The sequence below is a fragment of the Catenulispora rubra genome (assembly GCF_015356825.1).
Lineage (GTDB): Bacteria > Actinomycetota > Actinomycetes > Streptomycetales > Catenulisporaceae > Catenulispora > Catenulispora rubra.
On sequence record NZ_JAACYW010000050.1, the window covers coordinates 1 to 18,653 of the forward strand.

17 protein-coding genes and 2 pseudogenes are annotated in these 18,653 nt (G+C 69.9%); 11 read left to right on the forward strand and 8 right to left on the reverse strand.

Annotated features, from left to right (window positions below):
- Positions 1-748 (reverse strand): LysR family transcriptional regulator (locus tag GWK61_RS16620; protein ID WP_194909290.1); only part of this gene is annotated, 748 nt, incomplete at its 3' end.
- Positions 749-835: 87 nt separating this feature from the next.
- Between GWK61_RS16620 and GWK61_RS16625 the strand changes: the two genes are divergently transcribed.
- Both GWK61_RS16625 and GWK61_RS16630 read left to right on the forward strand, forming a co-directional pair.
- Positions 836-1,285 carry an ester cyclase gene (locus GWK61_RS16625; protein ID WP_228562428.1) on the forward strand — a complete coding sequence of 150 codons (450 nt, stop codon included), beginning with the start codon at positions 836-838 and terminating at the stop codon, positions 1,283-1,285.
- A 362-nt stretch (positions 1,286-1,647) separates the two neighbouring features.
- Complete coding sequence (locus GWK61_RS16630; RefSeq protein WP_194909292.1) at positions 1,648-1,866, forward strand: three-helix bundle dimerization domain-containing protein; 219 nt, start codon at positions 1,648-1,650, stop codon at positions 1,864-1,866.
- A 22-nt stretch (positions 1,867-1,888) separates the two neighbouring features.
- Here the strand turns inward: GWK61_RS16630 and GWK61_RS16635 are convergent, their stop codons facing one another.
- Positions 1,889-2,074, reverse strand: coding sequence for a hypothetical protein (locus tag GWK61_RS16635; protein WP_194909293.1), 186 nt, complete (start codon positions 2,072-2,074; stop codon positions 1,889-1,891).
- 264 nt (positions 2,075-2,338) lie between these two features.
- A complete protein-coding gene (locus GWK61_RS16640) occupies positions 2,339-2,947 on the reverse strand; it encodes a TetR/AcrR family transcriptional regulator (RefSeq protein WP_194909294.1) in 609 nt (202 codons plus the stop codon).
- A gap of 57 nt (positions 2,948-3,004) precedes the next feature.
- On the opposite strand from GWK61_RS16640, the gene GWK61_RS16645 reads away from it, so the two are divergent.
- Together GWK61_RS16645 and GWK61_RS16650 are read left to right on the forward strand one after the other, a co-directional pair.
- Positions 3,005-4,213, forward strand: coding sequence for an aminoglycoside phosphotransferase/kinase family protein (locus GWK61_RS16645; protein ID WP_194909295.1), 1,209 nt, complete (start codon positions 3,005-3,007; stop codon positions 4,211-4,213).
- A gap of 96 nt (positions 4,214-4,309) precedes the next feature.
- Positions 4,310-6,238 carry a cell wall-binding repeat-containing protein gene (locus GWK61_RS16650; RefSeq protein ID WP_194909296.1) on the forward strand — a complete coding sequence of 643 codons (1,929 nt, stop codon included), beginning with the start codon at positions 4,310-4,312 and terminating at the stop codon, positions 6,236-6,238.
- Positions 6,239-6,821: 583 nt separating this feature from the next.
- Here the strand turns inward: GWK61_RS16650 and GWK61_RS16655 are convergent.
- The 4 genes from GWK61_RS16655 to GWK61_RS16670 form a co-directional block, all read right to left on the reverse strand.
- Positions 6,822-7,529, reverse strand: a complete 708-nt coding sequence (locus GWK61_RS16655; RefSeq protein ID WP_194909297.1) for a hypothetical protein — start codon at positions 7,527-7,529, stop codon at positions 6,822-6,824.
- Positions 7,530-7,994: 465 nt separating this feature from the next.
- The gene (locus GWK61_RS16660) at positions 7,995-8,684 is read right to left on the reverse strand and encodes a hypothetical protein (RefSeq protein ID WP_194909298.1); all 690 of its coding nucleotides are present in this window, start codon (positions 8,682-8,684) and stop codon (positions 7,995-7,997) included.
- 205 nt (positions 8,685-8,889) lie between these two features.
- The gene (locus GWK61_RS16665) at positions 8,890-9,705 is read right to left on the reverse strand and encodes a hypothetical protein (RefSeq protein WP_194909299.1); all 816 of its coding nucleotides are present in this window, start codon (positions 9,703-9,705) and stop codon (positions 8,890-8,892) included.
- A 267-nt stretch (positions 9,706-9,972) separates the two neighbouring features.
- Positions 9,973-10,710 carry a hypothetical protein gene (locus GWK61_RS16670; RefSeq protein ID WP_194909300.1) on the reverse strand — a complete coding sequence of 246 codons (738 nt, stop codon included), beginning with the start codon at positions 10,708-10,710 and terminating at the stop codon, positions 9,973-9,975.
- Positions 10,711-10,875: 165 nt separating this feature from the next.
- Between GWK61_RS16670 and GWK61_RS16675 the strand changes: the two genes are divergently transcribed.
- Positions 10,876-12,090, forward strand: a complete 1,215-nt coding sequence (locus tag GWK61_RS16675) for a pentapeptide repeat-containing protein (RefSeq protein ID WP_194909301.1) — start codon at positions 10,876-10,878, stop codon at positions 12,088-12,090.
- Between the two features lie 202 nt (positions 12,091-12,292).
- On the opposite strand, the gene GWK61_RS16680 is transcribed toward GWK61_RS16675, so the two are convergent.
- On the reverse strand, positions 12,293-13,513 hold the full coding sequence (locus tag GWK61_RS16680; protein WP_194909302.1) for a CdaR family transcriptional regulator: 1,221 nt from the start codon (positions 13,511-13,513) through the stop codon (positions 12,293-12,295).
- A 278-nt stretch (positions 13,514-13,791) separates the two neighbouring features.
- On the opposite strand from GWK61_RS16680, the gene GWK61_RS16685 reads away from it, so the two are divergent.
- The 6 genes and pseudogenes from GWK61_RS16685 to GWK61_RS16710 form a co-directional block, all read left to right on the forward strand.
- Positions 13,792-14,781 carry a substrate-binding periplasmic protein gene (locus tag GWK61_RS16685; RefSeq protein WP_194909303.1) on the forward strand — a complete coding sequence of 330 codons (990 nt, stop codon included), beginning with the start codon at positions 13,792-13,794 and terminating at the stop codon, positions 14,779-14,781.
- 60 nt (positions 14,782-14,841) lie between these two features.
- A complete protein-coding gene (locus GWK61_RS16690) occupies positions 14,842-15,600 on the forward strand; it encodes an amino acid ABC transporter permease (protein ID WP_194909304.1) in 759 nt (252 codons plus the stop codon).
- Positions 15,597-16,397 carry an amino acid ABC transporter ATP-binding protein gene (locus GWK61_RS16695; protein ID WP_194909305.1) on the forward strand — a complete coding sequence of 267 codons (801 nt, stop codon included), beginning with the start codon at positions 15,597-15,599 and terminating at the stop codon, positions 16,395-16,397. The genes GWK61_RS16690 and GWK61_RS16695 overlap by 4 nt, the downstream gene beginning before the upstream one ends.
- 12 nt (positions 16,398-16,409) lie before the next feature.
- Positions 16,410-17,687: an NAD(P)/FAD-dependent oxidoreductase gene (locus GWK61_RS16700; RefSeq protein WP_323747598.1), complete on the forward strand. Its 1,278-nt coding sequence runs from the start codon at positions 16,410-16,412 to the stop codon at positions 17,685-17,687.
- Positions 17,684-18,330: pseudogene (locus GWK61_RS60765) on the forward strand (type I glutamate--ammonia ligase); the annotation flags it as partial. The gene GWK61_RS16700 and the pseudogene GWK61_RS60765, both read left to right, overlap by 4 nt.
- Positions 18,321-18,584: pseudogene (locus GWK61_RS16710) on the forward strand (SDR family oxidoreductase); the annotation flags it as partial. The pseudogenes GWK61_RS60765 and GWK61_RS16710, both read left to right, overlap by 10 nt.
- Positions 18,585-18,653: the final 69 nt, after the last annotated feature.

Consider the following 18,653-nt stretch of genomic DNA (forward strand, 5'->3'; position numbering starts at 1 on the left):
GGGCCACGCCGGGGATGACGGTGATGCCCAGGCCGGCTGCGACCAGGCCGAGGCGGGTCGACCAGCTGCGCGAGGTGTGGGCGATGAGCGGTTCCGGCAGGGTCGGCCACGCGCCGAACTGCGGTTCGCCCGGCGTGCCCGCTCCGGCGATCCAGTGCTCCTGGGCCAGATCCGCCGCGGTGACGTCGGCGCGGTCGGCGAGGCGGTGGGTGTCCTTGACGGCCACCATCAGGCCGCTGTGCCGCAGTGTGGTCTGCCGGAGTCGGCTGAGGTCGTAGTCCGGCAGGCCGTGTCCGACGCCGATGACGGCCACATCCAGCCGGCCCGCACGCAGGCGCCGGAGCAGGGCGGGCGTCGAGGCCTCCTCCAGGACGACGGCCAGGCCCGGATGGCCCGAGGTGATCTGCGCCATCGCTCGTGGGACCAGCGCCATGGCGGCGGTGGGGTAGGCGCCGATCGTGAGCCGGCCGGCGAGCCGGTCACGCAGGCCCGCCAGCTCCACCTCGGTGGCGGCCAGGTCGGCCAGGATCTCCGTCGCACGCCGTAGGACCACCTGGCCTGCCGGGGTCAGCGCCACGCCCCGGCGGCTGCGCTCGAAGATCACGGCCCCGGCTGCCGCTTCCATCGCGGCGATCTGGCGGGACACGGCGGACTGCGTGTAGCCCATTGTTTCGGCTGCTCTGGTAAACGATCCCGTTTCGGCGACCTGCTGCACGATGCGCAGGCCGGTCAGCGTGAATTCGGCCACGGGTCGACCGTAGCATGCGTTTTCATCATGCATCTGGTGCGAAACCATCGTTTGACCGCATGCATGGCGGCGGGCAGGCTGGATGGCATGACCCAGCAATTCACTCGTGAAGAACTCATAGCGCGTCTGGTCAGGGCCGGTGAGCTGGAGGTGTCCGGCGAGGACCCGGCCGAGACCGCGACCTACTTCGACCCGGAGCGGTTCCGCTTCCACGGGCCGGACGGCTTCGACTCCGACTTCGCCGGTCTCACCGACTACTTCGATGCGGTGTGTGCCGCCTTCGACGACCGGTCGATCCGGCGGGGGATCGTGGTGGCCGAAGACGGCTACCTGGCCTGCCAGACGTGGATCGAGGGCACGTTCGTCCGCGAGTTCACCCATTCACCGGTCGGCCCGCTGCCGCCCAACGGTGGACGCGTCGTGTTCGACCTCATCAACATCTTCCGGTTCGATGACCAAGGACGCATCGTCGAAGAGTGGGTCCGCGTCGACAACCGCGGTGTCCTGCGCCAGATGGGCGTCGACCAGGCGGCATAGATCACGCCGCGGCCAAGCAGGTGGAATGTGAAACGTGCCCTCGGATGTGGTCCGGGGGCACGCTGGCACGCGATGAGCGAGGCGTGGTAGTGCTCTACCTCGCCGGCGTGGAGCTGCCCACGCCGCCTCGGGCCGGGTGCTGGTCGAGGCCGGGCCGCTGCGACATGTGGACTCCTCCCAGGCCGGGAAGGGGCGACCCGATCCGTCGTAGCGGCACAGGGACGCCGCCGCGACACGCGGCGGATGCTGCTTTCCCGTAAAACCGGTTGAGCTCCGCCGTGGCACAAGCAGAGTCACAGGAGCAGCATGGGTACCAACGCGGCGATCCACGCCGGTGTGAGCGCAGAGGGAGTGGAGGCGTCATGTCGGCGTTGGACGATAAATTAGAGAAGGACGCGGTCGACTCGGTGACGGCGCGCCTCGCCGCAGTCTTCGGCGACGTCCCCCGGGACGGTCTGGAGACCTCGGTCCGGCGTGCCTACCACAACTTCGACAGCAGCCGGGTTCGCACCTACGTGCCGTTGCTGGTCGAGCACGCGGTGCGCGACGAACTCGGGGGCCGCCCATCGACGACGACGTGAGTCCTGCCTGTCCGGTGCGCGACTATCGTCGCGCGCCGGCGAGAAGGACCGCCGTCGTCGGCGCCTCGTCTCCGACCAATATGGAGACCACAGCGCCAAGGCTGGTTCGATTGCCGGGCGGCGCTTCGCCTGCACGAGCGGCCGCGCGGCTGACCGACGCGCGCGGGAGCTTCGCGCCGGTCACCCCGGCGGCGATCGTGAAGTTCACCCGTGCTCCGGCTACGTGTTCACCGACGCGGCCGAGGCCACTGGGCTGCCGCCGGTGCGGCTCCACGACCTGCGCCGCGGCGCGGCGTGGCTGGAACCCGGCGGTGGGGGCAGATCTGAAGTCGGACTCCGACTGACGCGCGGGTAGCCCGTCTGGAGTCCGCAACGCCGGGATCTTCCAGGCGAGTAGATCATGCCGCGGCCGCGGACGCGTGAGCATTGGAATCAAAATACGGAGATGGGGCTTCCACCTGCGGTTGGGATCCTACCCGAGGAGCTGGTGGACGAAGTTGTCGGCCAGCCAGGCTTCGTAGCGGTCGGGGCTCCAGCCGCGTTCCAGGACGAGGCTGTGGTAGATCTCGGGCAGCACCAGGGTGATGTAGACGTCGAGGGCGTCGTCGACGGTCGTGCCGGGTGCCAGGTGCGGGGCGATGGCTTCGATGTGGCGGCGGAACCCCCGTTCGCGGCTGGCCATGATGCGGCGCAGTTCTTCGGCGATCTCGGGGTCGACACGGACGGCTTCCGTCGTGACGGTCATGACGTCGTACATGGCCTCGAACTGCTCTCGCTGCAATCCCGCCAGTCGGCGCAGCCCCCGAGCCGGGTCCGGGTCGTCGCGGGCCTGTTCGTGTTGGCGGCTGACGTTCAGGGTCGCGACGACCCGCTTGAGGATGTCCTTCAGGATCGCTGCTTTGTTCCCGAACGCCGAGTAGATGGTCGGCACGGGGATGTCCGCGGTTTCGGCGATCGCGGTGATCGTGGTCGCGACGTATCCGCGTTCGGCGAACAGGGCCCGGGCGGCCTCGGCGATCTGCTGCTTGGTGGCGAGGGCCTGGCGTTGGCGGTGAGTCGGGCCTTCTCTGTTGACAACCACGTCGTCACGGTATCACTCTATGAATCATAGTAGCACTATGATGAAGGGAGTGAGGCTATGGGAACCGTGCCGGTGATCACCGTGACTGGCGCCACTCACATCGGGCGGGCCGCGCCGGTCGCCGAGCGGCTGGCCGCCATCGGCCGTGCGGTCGCCGGCCGCGACGATCTGGTGCTGCGGTCCGTGACGTACACGGCGGTGGACTACCCCACGCACACCATCGCCACCGAAGCCCTCACCCGGGCCCGCCTGGAGCTGGCCGCCCCGGACGGGGCCCGAGTGGAGGCCCGGCTGTTCGTCAAGGAGCTGCGATCCGCCGAGAACTGGCCGATGCTCGGCGTCGTTCCCCCGGAGCTGCGCGCCGACTTCGTCGACGGCTTCCCGTGGCGGCTGGAGATCGCCGCCTACACCGGCCCGCTCCGCGAGCAGATGCCGACTGGAATGCGCCTGCCGGAGCTGTACGCCGTGGACGAACTCGGCCCGGGCCGGGCGGCGATGTGGCTGGAGGACGTGGACCAGCCTGAGGTCCTGGAGTGGGACACCGCCCGATTCGCCCGCGCCGCGTACCTGCTCGGCCGGATGTCCGCGCGCCGGCGTCATGGCGAAGTCGCCCCGATCCTCGCGGCGGCCGCGCGTTTCGCCGAACCGGATTCCACGTTGCGCTACCTGGTGGCCGGACGGATCAGGAACATGTTCATCCCGGCGATCGTCGGGGACGACCTGTGGGCCCACCCGGTCACCGCCGCCGCGCTGGCCGCCGTCCGGGATCCCGGGCTCATCGCCGACCTGCGCGAATGGACGACTCGGCTGGACCGGCTGCTGGCGTACTCGGACACCCTGCCCATGACCTACGCGCACGGCGACGCCAGTCCCCAGAACCTGCTGGTCTCCGCCGACGACCCCGACGGATTCGTCGCCATCGACTTCGGCCTGGACTGTCCGCTGCCGGTCGGCCACGACCTGGGCCAGTTGCTGGTAGGGCTCTGCCATGCCGGGATCCTGGCCGCCGACCGGCTGCCGGTGATCTCCTCGATCATCCTCGCCGCCCACGCCGACGGACTGGCCGCGGAGGGCCACGACGCGACGAGAGACCAGATTCGCGGCGGCTACCTCTCCGGGCTCGTCCTGCGCTCGGCCTTCAGCGCGATCCCGCTGGAAACACTGGCTGGTCCGCCCACCGACGAACTGGTCGCGTTCTGGACCGAACGGCTGCGGATGACGCGTGTGCTCCTGGACCTGGCAGACGAGGGGCTCCGGCTGCCGTGAACCACTGCCATGAACGACCGCTATGAACAACCGCATGAACCACAGCACACAGCACACGGCACGAACCAAGCGCACGACCAATCATCAGGGGGTTCCATGTTCCGCACAGCTGGCGCAGCTTTCCTCGGCGCCGTCACCGCTGTCGTGGCGACCGGTGTGTTCGTCGCACCCGCTCACGCGACAGCCCAGGGCGACAACGGGTTCATCGTCTTCCAGACTCCGGTCGACAACCACTTCCACATCGCGCTGGCCCACGCCGACGGCAGCGGCTACCACGTCCTGAACGTGAACGGGCCGGGCATGGCGCTGCCGCCGATCCTGGTCCAGCCGGCCATGTCACCGGACGGCAGCCGGATCGCCTTCGCCGAGAGCGGCGGCTCGAACGCCGTGTGGACCGCGCACGCCGACGGCACACACGTGGTCCGGATCACCGCGCCGCCGCCGTCGGGCTCCGACAGCCAGCCGGCCTGGTCACCGGACGGCACCAAGGTCTACTTCACCCGCGTCGCGAGCGCACCGGCGTCGTCGCAGATCTTCTCCGCCTACGCCGACGGCAGCGGCGGCACCGCGTCGCTGTCCGGTGCCCCGACGGGATTCCTCGACAGCGCCCCGGACGCCGCCGCCAACGGCGACGTCGCCTTCGCCCGCTCGGACGGCCCGAGCCCGGGGGTGTACGTGCGCTCGGCGAACGGCACGACGAATCTGTTCGCGGCCAACGGCAACCATCCCTCCTACAGCCCGTCGGGCACGCTGCTCGCCTACGACGCGCCGGTGGTCTTCGCGGGCGTCGGCATCTACTACAAGCCCACCAACGGCGGCTCGGAGACCTTCCTCAACGGCACCGGGTTCGGCTCGCACCCGTCCTGGTCCCCGGACGGCTTCAAGATCGCCTACCAGGTCTCGCCCGCGAACGCCGGGATCCACCTGCAGACCGTGGACGTCAACAGCGACACGGTCACAGGCGTGAAAACCGGCGTGCCGGTCGGCCAGTCCGAGTCCGCCCCGTCCTGGCAGCCGATGCGCAACGCCACCGTCGACCGGGTCGGCGGCAACGACCGGATCGACACCGCGGTCGCGACCTCCCGCCTCGGCTACGACGCCGCCGGCTCCGGCGGACGCCAGGCCGGCGGCGCGGTCCTGACCCGCAGCGACAGCTTCGCCGATGCCCTGGCCGGCAGCGCGCTGGCCGCCAAGACACACTCGCCGCTGCTGCTCACCGGCACCGGCGCGCTCGACCCGCGGGTCGCCGCCGAGCTGAAGCGGGTCCTGACGCCGGGCAGCCAGGTGACCCTGCTGGGCGGTGAAGACGTACTGTCGGCGAACACTGCGAACCAAGTCCGAGCCCTCGGATTCAGCACACGGCGGCTGGCCGGCCCGGACCGCTACGCCACCGCGACCGCCATCGCCGACGCCATCACCCAGAGTCCTACCCGGATCCTGGTCGCCACCGGCAACAACTTCCCCGACGCCCTCGCGGCCGGCGCCGCGACCGGCACCAGCGCGATCGCCGGCAAGAGCACCGTCGTCCTCCTGTCGAACGACCGCGTGCTGCCCCCGGCGACCGCGGCCTACCTGGCCGCGCACGTCACGAGCAACACCGAGCTCTACGGCATCGGCGACCAGGGGGTGGCCGCGCTGCGCACGGCCTTCTCAGCCAGCCGCGTCGGCGCGGTCGCCGGCCCGGACCGCTACGCCACGGCCGCGGCCGTCGCCCGCACCTTCTTCACCGGCCCGACCACACCGCACACCATCGGCCTGGCGGTCGGCGGCAACTGGCCGGACGCCCTGGCCGGCGGCGCCCTGCTCGGTGCGCACACCGGACCGCTCCTGCTGGCCGCCGGCCCGAGCCTGCCCGGCGTCGAGGGCGACTACACGGCGCCGACCGCGCCGGCGGTGGACGAGGTCCTGGTGTTCGGCGGGACCGACGTGGTCCCGGACGCAGCAGCGTTCGCGGTGAGCGACCTGGTCTCGGTGCCCGGGCACCGGAGCTACTTCATCAACCGGACGGCGCCGCTCCTGCCGTAATACACAACGGCGCGTTCAGCTGGAGTCGATCGACCAGCGGATCGCAATCCGCAGGAACGGGCAGCGGAACGGCGAGAACGGGGGTCAGCGGATCGAAGTCCGCTGGGTCGGGGTCGTGCTGACGAGTCGGCGAAAGGTTCCGACGCTTCAAGTGCAAAAGCGTGAAACCCTAGCTCACGATAGGTGAGCTAGGGTTTCGCTGCGGGTGTGCCGCCGGGGATTTGGAGCCCGAACCCGCGGATTAAGAGGAGAACTTTCGAAGTCCGCTGGTAGGGGCACCGGCAGTCTGTTGATAGCGGATCGGGGTGGTCCGGGGTGGTCCAGGGTGGATGGAACCTCTGGGCAGCGGATTTGTGAGCCACTGCCCATGAGACGGCGTTCGGACCTGGGTGATCTGTGCCCCCTGCCTATCTGGGATTCGGTGTCGTGTTCGTTGAGACTTGTGGGTCGCCGCTCGCCTTGTGCGTTGGTGCGGCTTGTTCGTCCGGGCGAGATCAGGCGGCTTTCAGTGGTTGGTCTTCCAGGCTGTGCTCGCTATGGGCGAGAACACCTTTGCTGTCGTCGTGGCGCCGGACCCGGGGCTTCACTCGTAGCAGGCGTAATAGTGCCCGGTTGAGTAGTTGCTGCCGTCGTTGGCGTTGCTGCTGTCCAGCGTCACATTCTGGCCCGAGCCGGGCAGCTCGATGACGGTGACTCCGCCCACGGCGAAGGCCCAGACGTCGTAGACGGAGCTGGGGTTCGATGCGCACTGGGAATTGATGGAGGTGTAGTCCATCGTTCCGGTCTGGGCGCTCAGCCCGGCTACCGGACAGGCGCCGTACTGGTGACCGCAGATGTTGTTTTGAGTTACGTCGACACCATTCACCGCATCGGCCATTTCCACTCTCTCGGAGATGTTCGCACACTGCACTTTGACATTCGAGCTGTTCTCGCAGAGGAGAACAGCCTGCGCGTTCACGCCGTAGGGCAGAGCGGCGCCGGGGCCACCGACGATGATTACGGTGAGGTTCACGCACACCACAGCTTGGTTGCCGTACTGGTCTTTGCCGATGACCTTGCACGAGTGCGCCTGGTTCTCGCTCGGGGCGATGGCATACAGGATCGGAAGGCTACTGGCCCCGTTGCCGCCGCCGGCGTTGGCAGGCGGCAGCCCGTGGGCTGAGCCGACGGCGTAGTGGGCCGGGATTCCGCCGGTTCCGCTAGCCGCGCCGGCGGTCGGGATCCCGAGCGTGGCGGTGAGGGCGAGGCCGGTCAGCAGGGCGGCCGTGCGCAGACGCGGGCGCGTGGTCATGGAGTCTTTCCCCTTTCGGCGCATCCCCGGCAGGGGACGCCAGCGGTGGTCGTGGTCGGGTTCTACTGCCGTGGCCGGGCCGCACGTCGGCCTTTGCCGTTGGCGGCGGCACGCGACGGGATGGGATCGAAATAGGGGTCCCGCTGTGCGCCCGGAGTGGAACCGCATTTCAGTGCGGGATCAGCGTGGCATCCCACGCCGCTCCGGTTCGGCCAGTAGACCAAGCGTCAAGGAATCGGCGACGCAATGCTAAGGACGGCGCCCTCGGCGCACGGTCTCACTACGGGTGCGCCGCCAGGGACTTGAACCCCGAACCCGCGGATTAGGAGTCTCTGGCTGAGATTGGCCTGGTCATAGAGTCGGGTTTGGCGGGGTAGCCGGCGGTGATCGTGTAGGGCGGCGCAGGTGGCACGGCGCCGCCTCGCATGCTCCTCGTCGATCCCGGTCGATCCCGGTCGATCCCGGTCAATCCCGGTCCGGAGGCGGCGCGGCGAGGTCTCGTGACCTCCGATACCACGACCGCCCGATCAGCGGTGCCTGGACCGCCACCAGAACGGCGAGGGTCACGGTGACCGCCGGACCGTGGCCGGTCACCCAGCGGGTGGCCGGGGCGGCGAGGTCGGTCAGCCCTCGGCCGGCGGCGATCAGCACTGCCGTGGAGGCTGCCGCTCCCAGGATCAGCACGGGGAGGAATATCCGCGGGCGGGTCCTGAGGATGCCCAGCGATACGTCGGCAGGGGTCGTCTGGTACAGCAGGACCGATGCCAGGAGGATCGCCTTGGACCAAGCGTGTCTCAGGAGCCTGAGTCCGGCACGGCCCGGCCGGAGCAGCTGCAGGATCGGTTCGCCGTAGAACCGGCCCAGGCGGAAGTAGATGATGTGGACCAGCAGGCGTACCGGCAGCGCTATGGCGAAGCTCATCAGAGGATTGACACGGTGTCCGACGAGTAGCAGCACCTCTGGCGTCGGCCGGAGGGCGAGCAGCAGGCCGGGGTGCGGTCCCAGGAGGCTGGGCAGGGCGATCAGCCCGCCGTATGAGCACAACGCCATCGCGATCGCGGCGAGCAGCCACCCGCGACCCGCTCGCTGGGAAAGCACCCCGATCACCCGCCGACCGTGGCTGGGTGCGGCCGGCGCGAGCTGTCGGTTCGTCACGGGGGCCGTTTCACTTCCGCTTGTCCCTGTCTCGGGCGAAACCGTCCGGCTACCGCTACGACGGCGACGGCTACGGCGTTGTGATGCGTCCGTTGACACCGACGACCATGGTAGTACCGATCGCGCGGCGCCACTCGGGGCTGGAATGAGCGCCCTTGTCGAACGTCCGTGGTCCCGGTGTCCCGCATCGCGAGGGAATCGCCGGTCAGCTCGTGGTGATGGTGTCGGTGCCCTGATGCGCCAGGAGCTCTCGAGTCTGGCTGGCCTCCGTCGCCGTGCTGCTCGGACTGCCCGCCTCAGTTTCGGACACGGCTTCCGGCACAGCCACGGCTTCCGGCACAGCCACGGCCTCGGGCACGGCTGGGGCCGATGTGGCACGGCCGATGGGCTCGCCGACGGTGTGGACGACGGTGAGGCGGTTCACTTGTTCGTTCAGCAACCAACTCAGGGTGTGGCTGGGCTGGCTGTGAATCGAGTGCAGGCCGATGGCGGCAAGCGCCGAGGCTCGGTGGTTGCGGGTGTTGATCTCCGCGAACCAGCCCTCGCGGCCGGCTGCCGCGCAGCGTTGGTCCGCGAAGCGCAGGAGTGCTTGGGCGGCGCCGGTGTTGCGGGCGGAGCGGTCGAGGTTGACGTGGACCAGGGCGGGCATCGGGGCGGAGGGCGCGTGCCGGGCCGTGGTCCAGCCGTCGCGGAGGCGCAAGCGGTGGAAGCGCGCGTCCTGGTCGCGGAGTCGCCCGAACGCGAGGCCGAAGACCACCTGTGTCGTCCAGGCGAGCGCCGTGCGCGCGGCCCATCGGTGATACGAGGCGAGGTCAGTGCAGACGAGTACGTAGCCGTGCACGCGGCTGTCCTCTTCGTAGACGCCGACGTCGTCGCTGCCGTGCCGGAGGAACCAGTTCAGGCAGAGCCGCTGGTAGCGGTCCATGCCGAGCAGGGGGAAGTCGAGGGGCCGGCCCAGGCAGAGCGTTTCGCGGAAGATTCTCGCGACCTCGGGCTCGTCGGCCGAAGTGTAGTGACGCACGCCTGCCGGAAACTCCACGGCGTTCTTCCGTTTCTTCTGATGGCAGGAAGGGTCGCTTCGCGGCGTTCCACCGACCGGCGATCAATATCGGCCCTGCGCAATCAGGTTGCGGCAGGCAGGTGTTCCCCAGGTGGAGGCGCCATGGCAGCTGTGTGGACGGCAACCGAACTAGACGAGGCGGTGTCGGTGGTGCTTTCGCGGCGTCCCGCGGTGTGGACATCACGAGTCGCGGTCCAAGCTGCGATCGCTGGCTGATCTCGTCCCGGCTCAGCCCTGCCGGACGTCGAACACGATGGCCAGCGTGACAATCAGGATGTAGCTGACCACCGTCAAGCCCATCGTGCCGAACGCCACGATTCTGGTGGCGAGCGATGCCGCTCTACTGAGGTCGTAGTGGCCGAGGATCCATCCCGTCAGGCAGAAACACACGACGGCCTCGGTGAAGAAGACGCCCAGCGCCAGGGCGGCCCACCAACCGAGCAGTCCGCCGGCGCCGGCGTAGTTGGCCAGACCGATCGAGCCGTCGCCCTCGCTGTACGCCTTCCTGGTGACGCCGGCGTGGTCGTGTTGTTTGTCGTACACATCGGCCTGCACCGGATCGAAGCCGGGCTGGGCGAAGGTGCCGGTGCAGTCCCAGTAGGTGATCTGGTTCTCGTCCTGGTGGGATGCTCCGCAGGAGGCGACGGTGAACACGCCCCGGCCGGCGCCGGCGCCCCGCAGGTGTTGGGCGGTGCTCCAGCCGTGGTTCCACAGGCGCAGCGGCTCCACGAGACCGAGGGTGGCGGTGGTGACGAGGAGCGCGGCGGCGGCTCCGAACCTGGCGGCGCGGCGGGTGCGGCGCGTGCGGCGCGGCAGCGTGCGCCCGTGCCGCAGACGCGGTTCGGGTGGCGGCTGCGCTTGCTGGGGCACGTGGTCGAACTGCGGTGGTATCCGGTCCTGTTGCGGTGGCACGTCGTCGATCTGCCACGACGCTCCGGATTCGAAGTGCCCGTTCGCATCGGCCATACCGACGGAGTACCCGTTTCGGTCTGTCAGTGCACTGGCACGGTGTCGCCGACTGGTGCCGGTGTTGATTCAGACTCCACCGATCATGCAGTATGGGCCCGGTGCGGCGGTCCCGACTGTCCCGGCCACTGGCCGAGGGCGGTTTGTGCTTCCTATCATGCGACTGTGGCGCGTTTGTCGCAGAACTCTGATACCGCTGGCACCTCTCGCCGCCGGTCTGCCTCCGTGCTGGCCCGGTGGCCGCTCTGGGTGGTGGCGCTGTGCGCCTTCTTGGCGGCGCTGGCCCTGGCGGCGGGTGCGCTCGTGGCGGTGCTGGGCTGGCTGGGGCTGCTGTCGCGGTCGGCGTTCCGGTCCTCGTCCGGGACGGCCCTGAACGTCGTCAAAGTCGTCCTGGGCGCGGTCGCCGGCGTAGGCGCGCTGATGGGCCTGGTCATCGCCTACCGGCGGCAGTTGGTGGCCGAGTCCACCGACGACCGCGACCGCACCCGCCTGTTCAACGAACGCTTCAGCGCGGCCGCCGAGCAGCTCGGCTCGGACCGCGCCGGGGTCCGCCAAGCCGGCATCTACTCGATGGAGGGCCTGGCCGACGACTGGCCCGCCGGCCGCCAGAGGTGTATCGACGTCCTGTGCGCGCTCGCCCGGCGCGGCCACGTCCTGGAACCGCCGCCGGACGCGCCGATCGAGGACCGGCTGGCGTGGGACGACGACCGCCAGTTCCGGCACGCCATCATGCGCGTCGTCGCGGCCCATCTGCGCCCCGAAGGGGCTGGGCAGGCCGATGACCACGTGCCGTACCGCCCCGTCGTGTCGTGGCAAGGGGGCAACTTCGACTTCACCGGGGCGCTGGTCGACGGCGGCGACCTCGACGGCATCGAGCTGACCGACGGCCAGCTGGTCTTCGCCGGCGCCAGGTTCGTCGCCGACGCACCGCTGGTGCTGCGCGGCAGCAAGTTCCTCGGCAAAAGCCTGCTGGACGTGCGCGGCGCGCGGTTCGAATCCGGCGGGCTCGACCTGAGCAAGGTCGTGGTCGGGCCGAAGGCGACGGTGAACTGCAGCGACACCCTCTTCGAGGACGGCCGCGTGGACATCAGCTCGACCATCATCGAAGGCTGGTTCTATCTGTGCCGCGCGAGCTTCAGCGGCACCGAGGTCGAACTCTCGGAGGCCGTCCTGCGCGGGAGCATCGACTTGCGGGAGGCCAAGCTGACCAAGGGCGTGGTGCGCTTCGATGACGCGGTGGTGGAGCCGGAGCGGTTCTGGTTCCAGGGGGCGCAGTTCAAGGGCACGGTAATGGACTTCTCCAAGGCCAAGATCGTCAGCGAGCTCGACTTCGGGAGCGCTACGCCGCCGACCGGGGTGCTGCTGCCGCCGGCGCCTTGACGAGCTGGTCGCTGGCCCGGCGCCTGCCGAATACCTCGTCCGTGCAGGTCAACCGCATATGCAGGCTTGGTATGGAGGCTGTCGACCCGGCATCGAATCTCGTGCTGTGGTCTCGGCAACGTCTCGGGCATGATGGCCGGTTGTGCTGCTGCGTCTGCCCCATCTCGCCGCGACCAACGCCTTCGGTGTGTTGCGGTTCCCCTCAGCGCAGCGCCTCCAGCTGATCGGCCAGTGCGGCCAGGTACAGCGTCACGCCGGCGCGGGGTGAGCGCAGTGGTCGGCCGCTGAGCTGTTCGATGCGGTTCAGGCGGTAGACCAGGGTGTTGCGGTGGATGTGCAGGGCTTCGGCGGTGCGCACCTGGTTGAAGCCGTTGTCGCACCAGGCGATGATCGTGGTGCGCAGGGTGGGCCAGTCGTTGTGGTCGCGCAGTTCGCCGGTGACGGTGTCGATCAGGTGCGCGCGGGTGCGGTGGCTGACGGTGGCCAGGAGCTGGTGCGCGCGCAGGTCGCTGACGGTGTGCACGCGCTTGTCCGGCGAGACCCGGGGACCGAGGCGGAGCACGTCGCACGCGTCCTGATACGCGTCGTGCAGGTCGGCGACCGACGCGGCGGGGCCGGCCAGCGCGACCTGTGCGGCCAGGCCCAGCTGCGAGCGCAGCAGGTCGGCCAGCCGGTTGCACAGGGCGATGGTGGCGGCTTCGGCGTCGTGCCGGGCGGCGTCCGGCTTGATCCGGTGCAGCACGGCGAAACGGCCGGACGCGACCAGGCTGGTGACCAGGTCCTGCGGGTCGCTGAACACCTCGCGGAGGGTGCGCAGGATCTCCGGGCGCAGCACCGGGATGCGGTGCGCCGGACCGTGCTGCGCCGGGCCGTGGCGGTCGCGGTGGCCAGCCTCGGAAGCCGGCAGCGTACCGAGTTCCAGAACCACGACGACGCGGCGCAGCGCCAGGTTGCAGCCGAGTTCGGCGCCGCGGAACAGGATCAGGCCGGGCTCGACCAGGTTCGGGTCGTATGAGGCCAGGTCGGCGAGCAGGTCCTCCAGTGCGCGCTCGCGCAGCGCCCGCGAGCGGGTGGTCACCGCCTCCCGCAGCAGGATCTCGATCTGCCGCTTCACCACCAGGCCGAACCGGCTCACCTGGCCGGGGGAGCCGGTGATGCCGACGGTGCCGACGCCGGCGCCCTCCAGCACCAGCGGCAGCGTGATGCCCGGACGCACCCCGCGCAGCAAGCTCGCCTGCCCGGCGTCGTGCGCCGCCGGTTCCAGGTCCCGGATCACCGCGACCGAGGCCTCGTGGAAGCTGCCGACCCGCGCCGGGTCGCCGCTGCCGATGACGATGCCGTCCCGGTCGGTGATCAGGACGTTGTGGCCGATGACCGCGGTGGTGTCGGCGGCGATCTCCTGGGCGAGCGATGGCGACAGCACGGGTTCGGCCCCTCTCGGTTGGGCACACTGTACAAGCTGATCTGCTGATCCGGCCACAGGTTGTTGCACTTTGCCCAATGACCGGGCCCGGGGGCGCACCTACGATGAACTCCACGGGCGGGGCCAAGATCGCGAAGCCGTGCGGGAGCCACACCGCGGTGGCACGGGCCGTCCCCCTGATCACGGGTCGTCTATCTTGATCGCGGGCCGTCCCCTTGATCTCGCACCTCGCGTGAAGCGCCATCAACATCCTGATCCCTGCAGGAAGGACTGGCCCCATGTTCCGCACCCGCTCCACCACTCGCTCGACCACTCGCTCCACCACCGGCCGCACTGTCGCCCGACGGAACAACCTCGTCGCGTGTGTCCTGGCCGCCGGGGCGCTGGCCCTGGCCGCCTGCTCCTCCGGCGGCGGCAGTCCGAAGACGGTCTCGGTCGCCGCGGCCGCCCTGGACACCATCAAGCCGGGCGCCATCAAGGTGGCCGTAGAGGCCTACGCGCCCTACACCTCGGAGAACAACGGGGGCATTTCACAGCAAACACAGATCACCGGCCTGGACGCCGACATCCTCAACGCGGCCGCGGCCAAACTGGGCCTGACCGTCGAGCCGGTGGTGACGGACTTCGCCGGGATGCTGGCCTCGGTGCAGGCCCGCCGGGTGGACATCACGATCGGCGGCGTGGCGTGGACCGCCGAGCGGCAGAAGCAGGGGCTGTTTACCGACCCGCCGTACTACTCGCCGCCGGCGATGGCGGTGGCCTCGGGCAAGACCTTCCACACCGTGGACGACCTGCAGAACCAGCAGCTGGGCACGGTCGAGGGCTACGTCTGGATCAAGTCCATCAAGGCGGTCCCCGGTGCCACACTCCACGCCTACCCCGACGCCACCAGCGTCTTCAGCGACCTGTCCGCCGGCCGGATCAGCGCAGCGTTCCTGGACCCGCTGATCATCATCGACGCGCAGAAGCACGGCCAGAAGATCCAGACCCAGTACCTGACCCCGCCGACGGCCGACCAGATCAAGGCGCACCCGGACTACTCGTACTTCGCGCCGTACATGACCGGCTTCTACCTCCCCAAGCAGGAACCGAAGCTCGAAGCCGCGCTGGACGCGCAGATCCGCGCCATGTACGCCGACGGCGAGCTGACCGCGCTGATCACGAAGTACGGCGGCGACCCGCAGCAGTTCCTCAAGCCGGCCCCGGACTTCGCGACCGACCGCCGGGGCCTGGACCGCCCGGCGGACTGGACCCCGCCGTCCGTCTGAACGCTGACCACTACGAGACACGGCAAGACACGGCGAGACACGACGAGAGGAGAGAAGGTCATGAGCCTCATCCAGGTCCCGTGGTCGGACTACATGCCGGCCCTGGAAAGCGCCCTCGGCAACACCCTGGAGTACACCGCCATCAGCTTCGTCGGTGCCGCTGCGGCCGGACTGGGGATCGCCGTGCTGCGGCTGAGCTCGTCGCGGCTCGCGCGGTTCCCGGCGGCGATCTACACCGAGATCTTCAAGAACGTCCCGCTGCTGGCCATCATCTTCCTGACCTACTTCGGCCTGGCGTCGGCCGGCGTCACGCTGAGCGTCTTTCAGGCCGGCTGTCTGAGCCTGATCGTGTTCTACGCCGCGTACCTCTCGGAGATCTTCCGGGCAGCAATCGCCGGTGTGCACGACGGCCAACGCGAGGCCGGCGCGGCGCTAGGCATGGGCCGCGCGACGGTGTACGTCCGGGTGGTGCTGCCCCAGGCGCTACGTCTGGCCTTGCCCGGCACCAACACCATGCTGGTCGACCTGCTGAAGTCCACCTCGCTCCTGGTGACGATCTCCGCCGCCGAGCTGATGTCCGAGGCCCGGCTGATCACCTCCGAGACGTTCCGCGCGCTGGAGGTCTACCTGGTGATCTCGGTGGTGTACTTCGCGCTCTGCTATCCCCTGTCCCAACTGCTGCTGTGGCTGGAGCGGCGGATCCGCGCCGGCAGGCCGCTGACTCCGGCCCGCCGGCGCCGCCTCGCGCAGGCCCGCGCCCTGCTCGCCGATTCCGATTCCGATTCCGAAACCGACGCCGCATTGGAGCCGGCCTCATGACCGCGACCAAACCCCAGGACGGGATCACCGTGAGCGCCGACCAGGACGACCCGGCCGTCATCCGCGTCGGGAACCTGACCAAGTCCTTCGAGGGCCGGCCGGTCCTGCGTGGTATCGACCTGCGCGTCGACCGCGGCTCGATCGTCTCGGTGATCGGGCGCAGCGGCGGCGGCAAGACCACGCTGCTGCGCTGTATGAACCTGCTGGAGCGGCCGGACGGCGGGACGATCTCGATCTCCGGCGAGCCGGTGTTCGCCGACGGCCGGCAGGTCCATGGCGACCTGGCGCGGCTGCGGCAGCGCGTCGGCATGGTGTTCCAGCGGTTCAACCTGTTCCCGCACCTGACCGCGATCGAGAACGTGGTCATCGGCCAGCGCTGCGCCAAGGTCGCCGAGCGCGAGGCGCTGGAGCGGGCCGCGGCCCTGCTCAAGCGGGTCGGTCTGGCGCACCGCGGGCTGGCCTACCCCGACCAGATGTCCGGCGGCGAGCAGCAGCGGGTGGCGATCGCCCGGGCCCTGGCCCTGCGCCCCGAGGTGCTGCTGTTCGACGAGCCGACGTCCTCGCTCGACCCCGAGGCCACCCGCGAGGTGCTGCGGGTGATGCGGGAGCTGGCCGCCGAGGGCATGACCATGGTCCTGGTCACGCACGAGATCTCCTTCGCCCGCGAGGTCGCCGACTGGACGGTCTACGTCGACGACGGCGTCGTCGTCGAGCAGGGCCCGCCGAGCGAGGTGCTGGACCGGCCCGCGCACGAGCGGACCCGGCGGTTCCTGACCTCCCTCGACACCCTCGACTAGGGGAAGAACACTGTGAAAGACACAGACAGCGCGCCGATCGTGGTGGTCGGCGGCGGCGTCATCGGGATGTGCACGGCGTACTACCTGGCCGGTGCGGGTGTCCCCGTCGAGGTGGTGGAACGCCAGGGCATCGGCTCCGGGGCCTCGTGGGGCAACGCCGGATGGGTGTGCATGAGCCATTCGGCGCCGGTGCCTTCGCCCGGCGTCATCGGCTACGCCGCGCGCTCGCTGGGCCGCCCGGACTCGCCGCTGTATCTGCGGCCCCGCCTGGACCCCCGGTTCCTGGCCTGGCTGGTGCGGTTCTGGCGCAGCAGCAGCGCGTCCCGGTTCCGCACCGGCTACCAGGCCGTCGCCGACCTGAACCGGCGCACCTTCGAGCTCTACGACGGGCTGGCCGCCGACGGCGTGGAGACCACGCTGCACCGGCCGGGCATGGTGCACGCGTTCCTGAGCGCCGACGAGGCGCGGCACCACTTGGCGGTGCAGCGTCAGATGTCCGCCGGCCGGTACGTGATGCCCGAGGAACCGGTCGTCGGGCCGACGGCGCGCGCCCTCGACCCGGCGCTGTCGGCCGATGTCACGGCGGCCTATCTGGTGGAGGGCGAGGGCGTGGTGGACTCGGCGGCGTTCGTGCGGGCGCTGCGCGATCGGCTCGGACAGCTGGGAGCGAAGGTGCACGAGAACATCGACGTCTCAGGGTTCGCAGGTCCCTCCGGCCGGATCGACAAGGTACTGACCAACGCCGGCGAGATCCCGTGCTCCGGCGTCGTCGTCGCCTCCGGAGTCCGCTCGGCGCAGCTGCTCGCCGCGTTGGGTCTGCGGCTGCCGATGCAGGCGGGCAAGGGCTACAGCTTCGGGGTGGATCTGCCCACGCCGCCGAAGCACGCGCTGTACTTCGGCGAGCGCCGGGTGGTGGCCTCGCCGATCGGGTCGACGACGCGGATCGCCGGGACCATGGAGCTGTCCGGCAACAACAACCGGCTGGATTGGCGGCGGCTCACGGCCGTGGCCCGCGCCAGCCGCCGGTATCTGGGGCCGTGGTTCTCCGAACCGGACGATTTGATGTCGGCCATCCGCGACCCGTGGGTCGGCGGGCGGCCGTTCCTGCCCGACGGACTCCCGGTGATCGACCGCGTTCCGGGCCGCGAGAACGTCTACCTCGCCACCGGCCACGGCATGCTCGGCGTCACGCTGGGCCCGGCGACCGGGCGGTACCTGACGGATTATGTACTCGGCGGCTCCCGGCCCGAAGCCCTGGCGCCGTTCAGCTTCGATCGGATCGGCGCGTGAGCGCCCGCGCCGAAGGCCCGCTGTCCCTGGACGAGCTGCGCGCGCTCGTCGCCGACGGCCGGGTGGACACGGTGCTGGTCGCGATCACCGACATGCAGGGCCGGCCGACGGCCGTCCGGTGACCGCCTCGCCGCGGCAGATCCTGCAACGCCAGATCGACCGGCTGGCCGCGCACGACCTGGTGCCCTACGTCGGCACGGAGCTGGAGTCGGCCAAGGGCGAGTGCAATCTCGGCCAGCACGAGACCGCCTTCCGCTACGCCGAGGCGCTGGCCACCTGCGACAACCACAGCGTCTACAAGACCGGCGCCAAGGAGATCGCCGACCAGCTCGGCATGAGCCTGACGTTCCTGGCCAAGTACGACGAACGCGAAGGCAACTCCTGCCACATCCACATCAGCCTCCGGAGTCGCGACGGCGAGCCGGTGCTGGCCGGCACCGGGGCGCACGGCTTCTCTCCGACGATGGAGCACTTCATCGCCGTACTGCTCGCCTGCCAGGAGGAGCTGACCTGCTTCTTCGCCCCGAACATCAACTCCTACAAGCGTTTCGTCCCCGGCAGCTTCGCCCTGACCGCGATCGCCTGGGGCGAGGACCGGACCTGCGCGCTGCGCGTCGTCGGGCACGGCGACTCGCTGCGCGTGGCATCCGCGTCAACGCCCTGTGTCCCGGCCCCGTCGACACCCCGCTGTTGCGCGACCTGTTCGCCAAGGACCCGGCGCGCGCCCAGCGCCGCCTCGTGCACATCCCGATGGGCCGCTTCGCGCAGCCCGAGGAGATCGCCGCCGCGGTGGCCTTCCTCGCCAGCGACGACTCCTCGTTCATCACCGCGTCGACGTTCCTGGTGGACGGAGGGATCTCCGGGGCGTACGTCACGCCGGTGTCCGGCGACGATTGAACCGCCGACCCGGGCCGATCGTGCAGCGCATCACGGAGCGCGGCTGCCGGCATTGCGGCCCCGGCCGTC

Coding starts and splice junctions, on each gene's coding strand:
- GWK61_RS16695 (WP_194909305.1), top strand. CDS start 15,597: ATGACCGCGACCAAACCCCAGGACGGGATCACCGTGAGCGCCGACCAG.
- GWK61_RS16690 (WP_194909304.1), top strand. CDS start 14,842: ATGAGCCTCATCCAGGTCCCGTGGTCGGACTACATGCCGGCCCTGGAA.
- GWK61_RS16670 (WP_194909300.1), bottom strand. CDS start 10,710: ATGGCCGATGCGAACGGGCACTTCGAATCCGGAGCGTCGTGGCAGATC.
- GWK61_RS16685 (WP_194909303.1), top strand. CDS start 13,792: ATGTTCCGCACCCGCTCCACCACTCGCTCGACCACTCGCTCCACCACC.
- GWK61_RS16625 (WP_228562428.1), top strand. CDS start 836: ATGACCCAGCAATTCACTCGTGAAGAACTCATAGCGCGTCTGGTCAGG.
- GWK61_RS16650 (WP_194909296.1), top strand. CDS start 4,310: ATGTTCCGCACAGCTGGCGCAGCTTTCCTCGGCGCCGTCACCGCTGTC.
- GWK61_RS16630 (WP_194909292.1), top strand. CDS start 1,648: ATGTCGGCGTTGGACGATAAATTAGAGAAGGACGCGGTCGACTCGGTG.
- GWK61_RS16645 (WP_194909295.1), top strand. CDS start 3,005: ATGGGAACCGTGCCGGTGATCACCGTGACTGGCGCCACTCACATCGGG.
- GWK61_RS16655 (WP_194909297.1), bottom strand. CDS start 7,529: ATGACCACGCGCCCGCGTCTGCGCACGGCCGCCCTGCTGACCGGCCTC.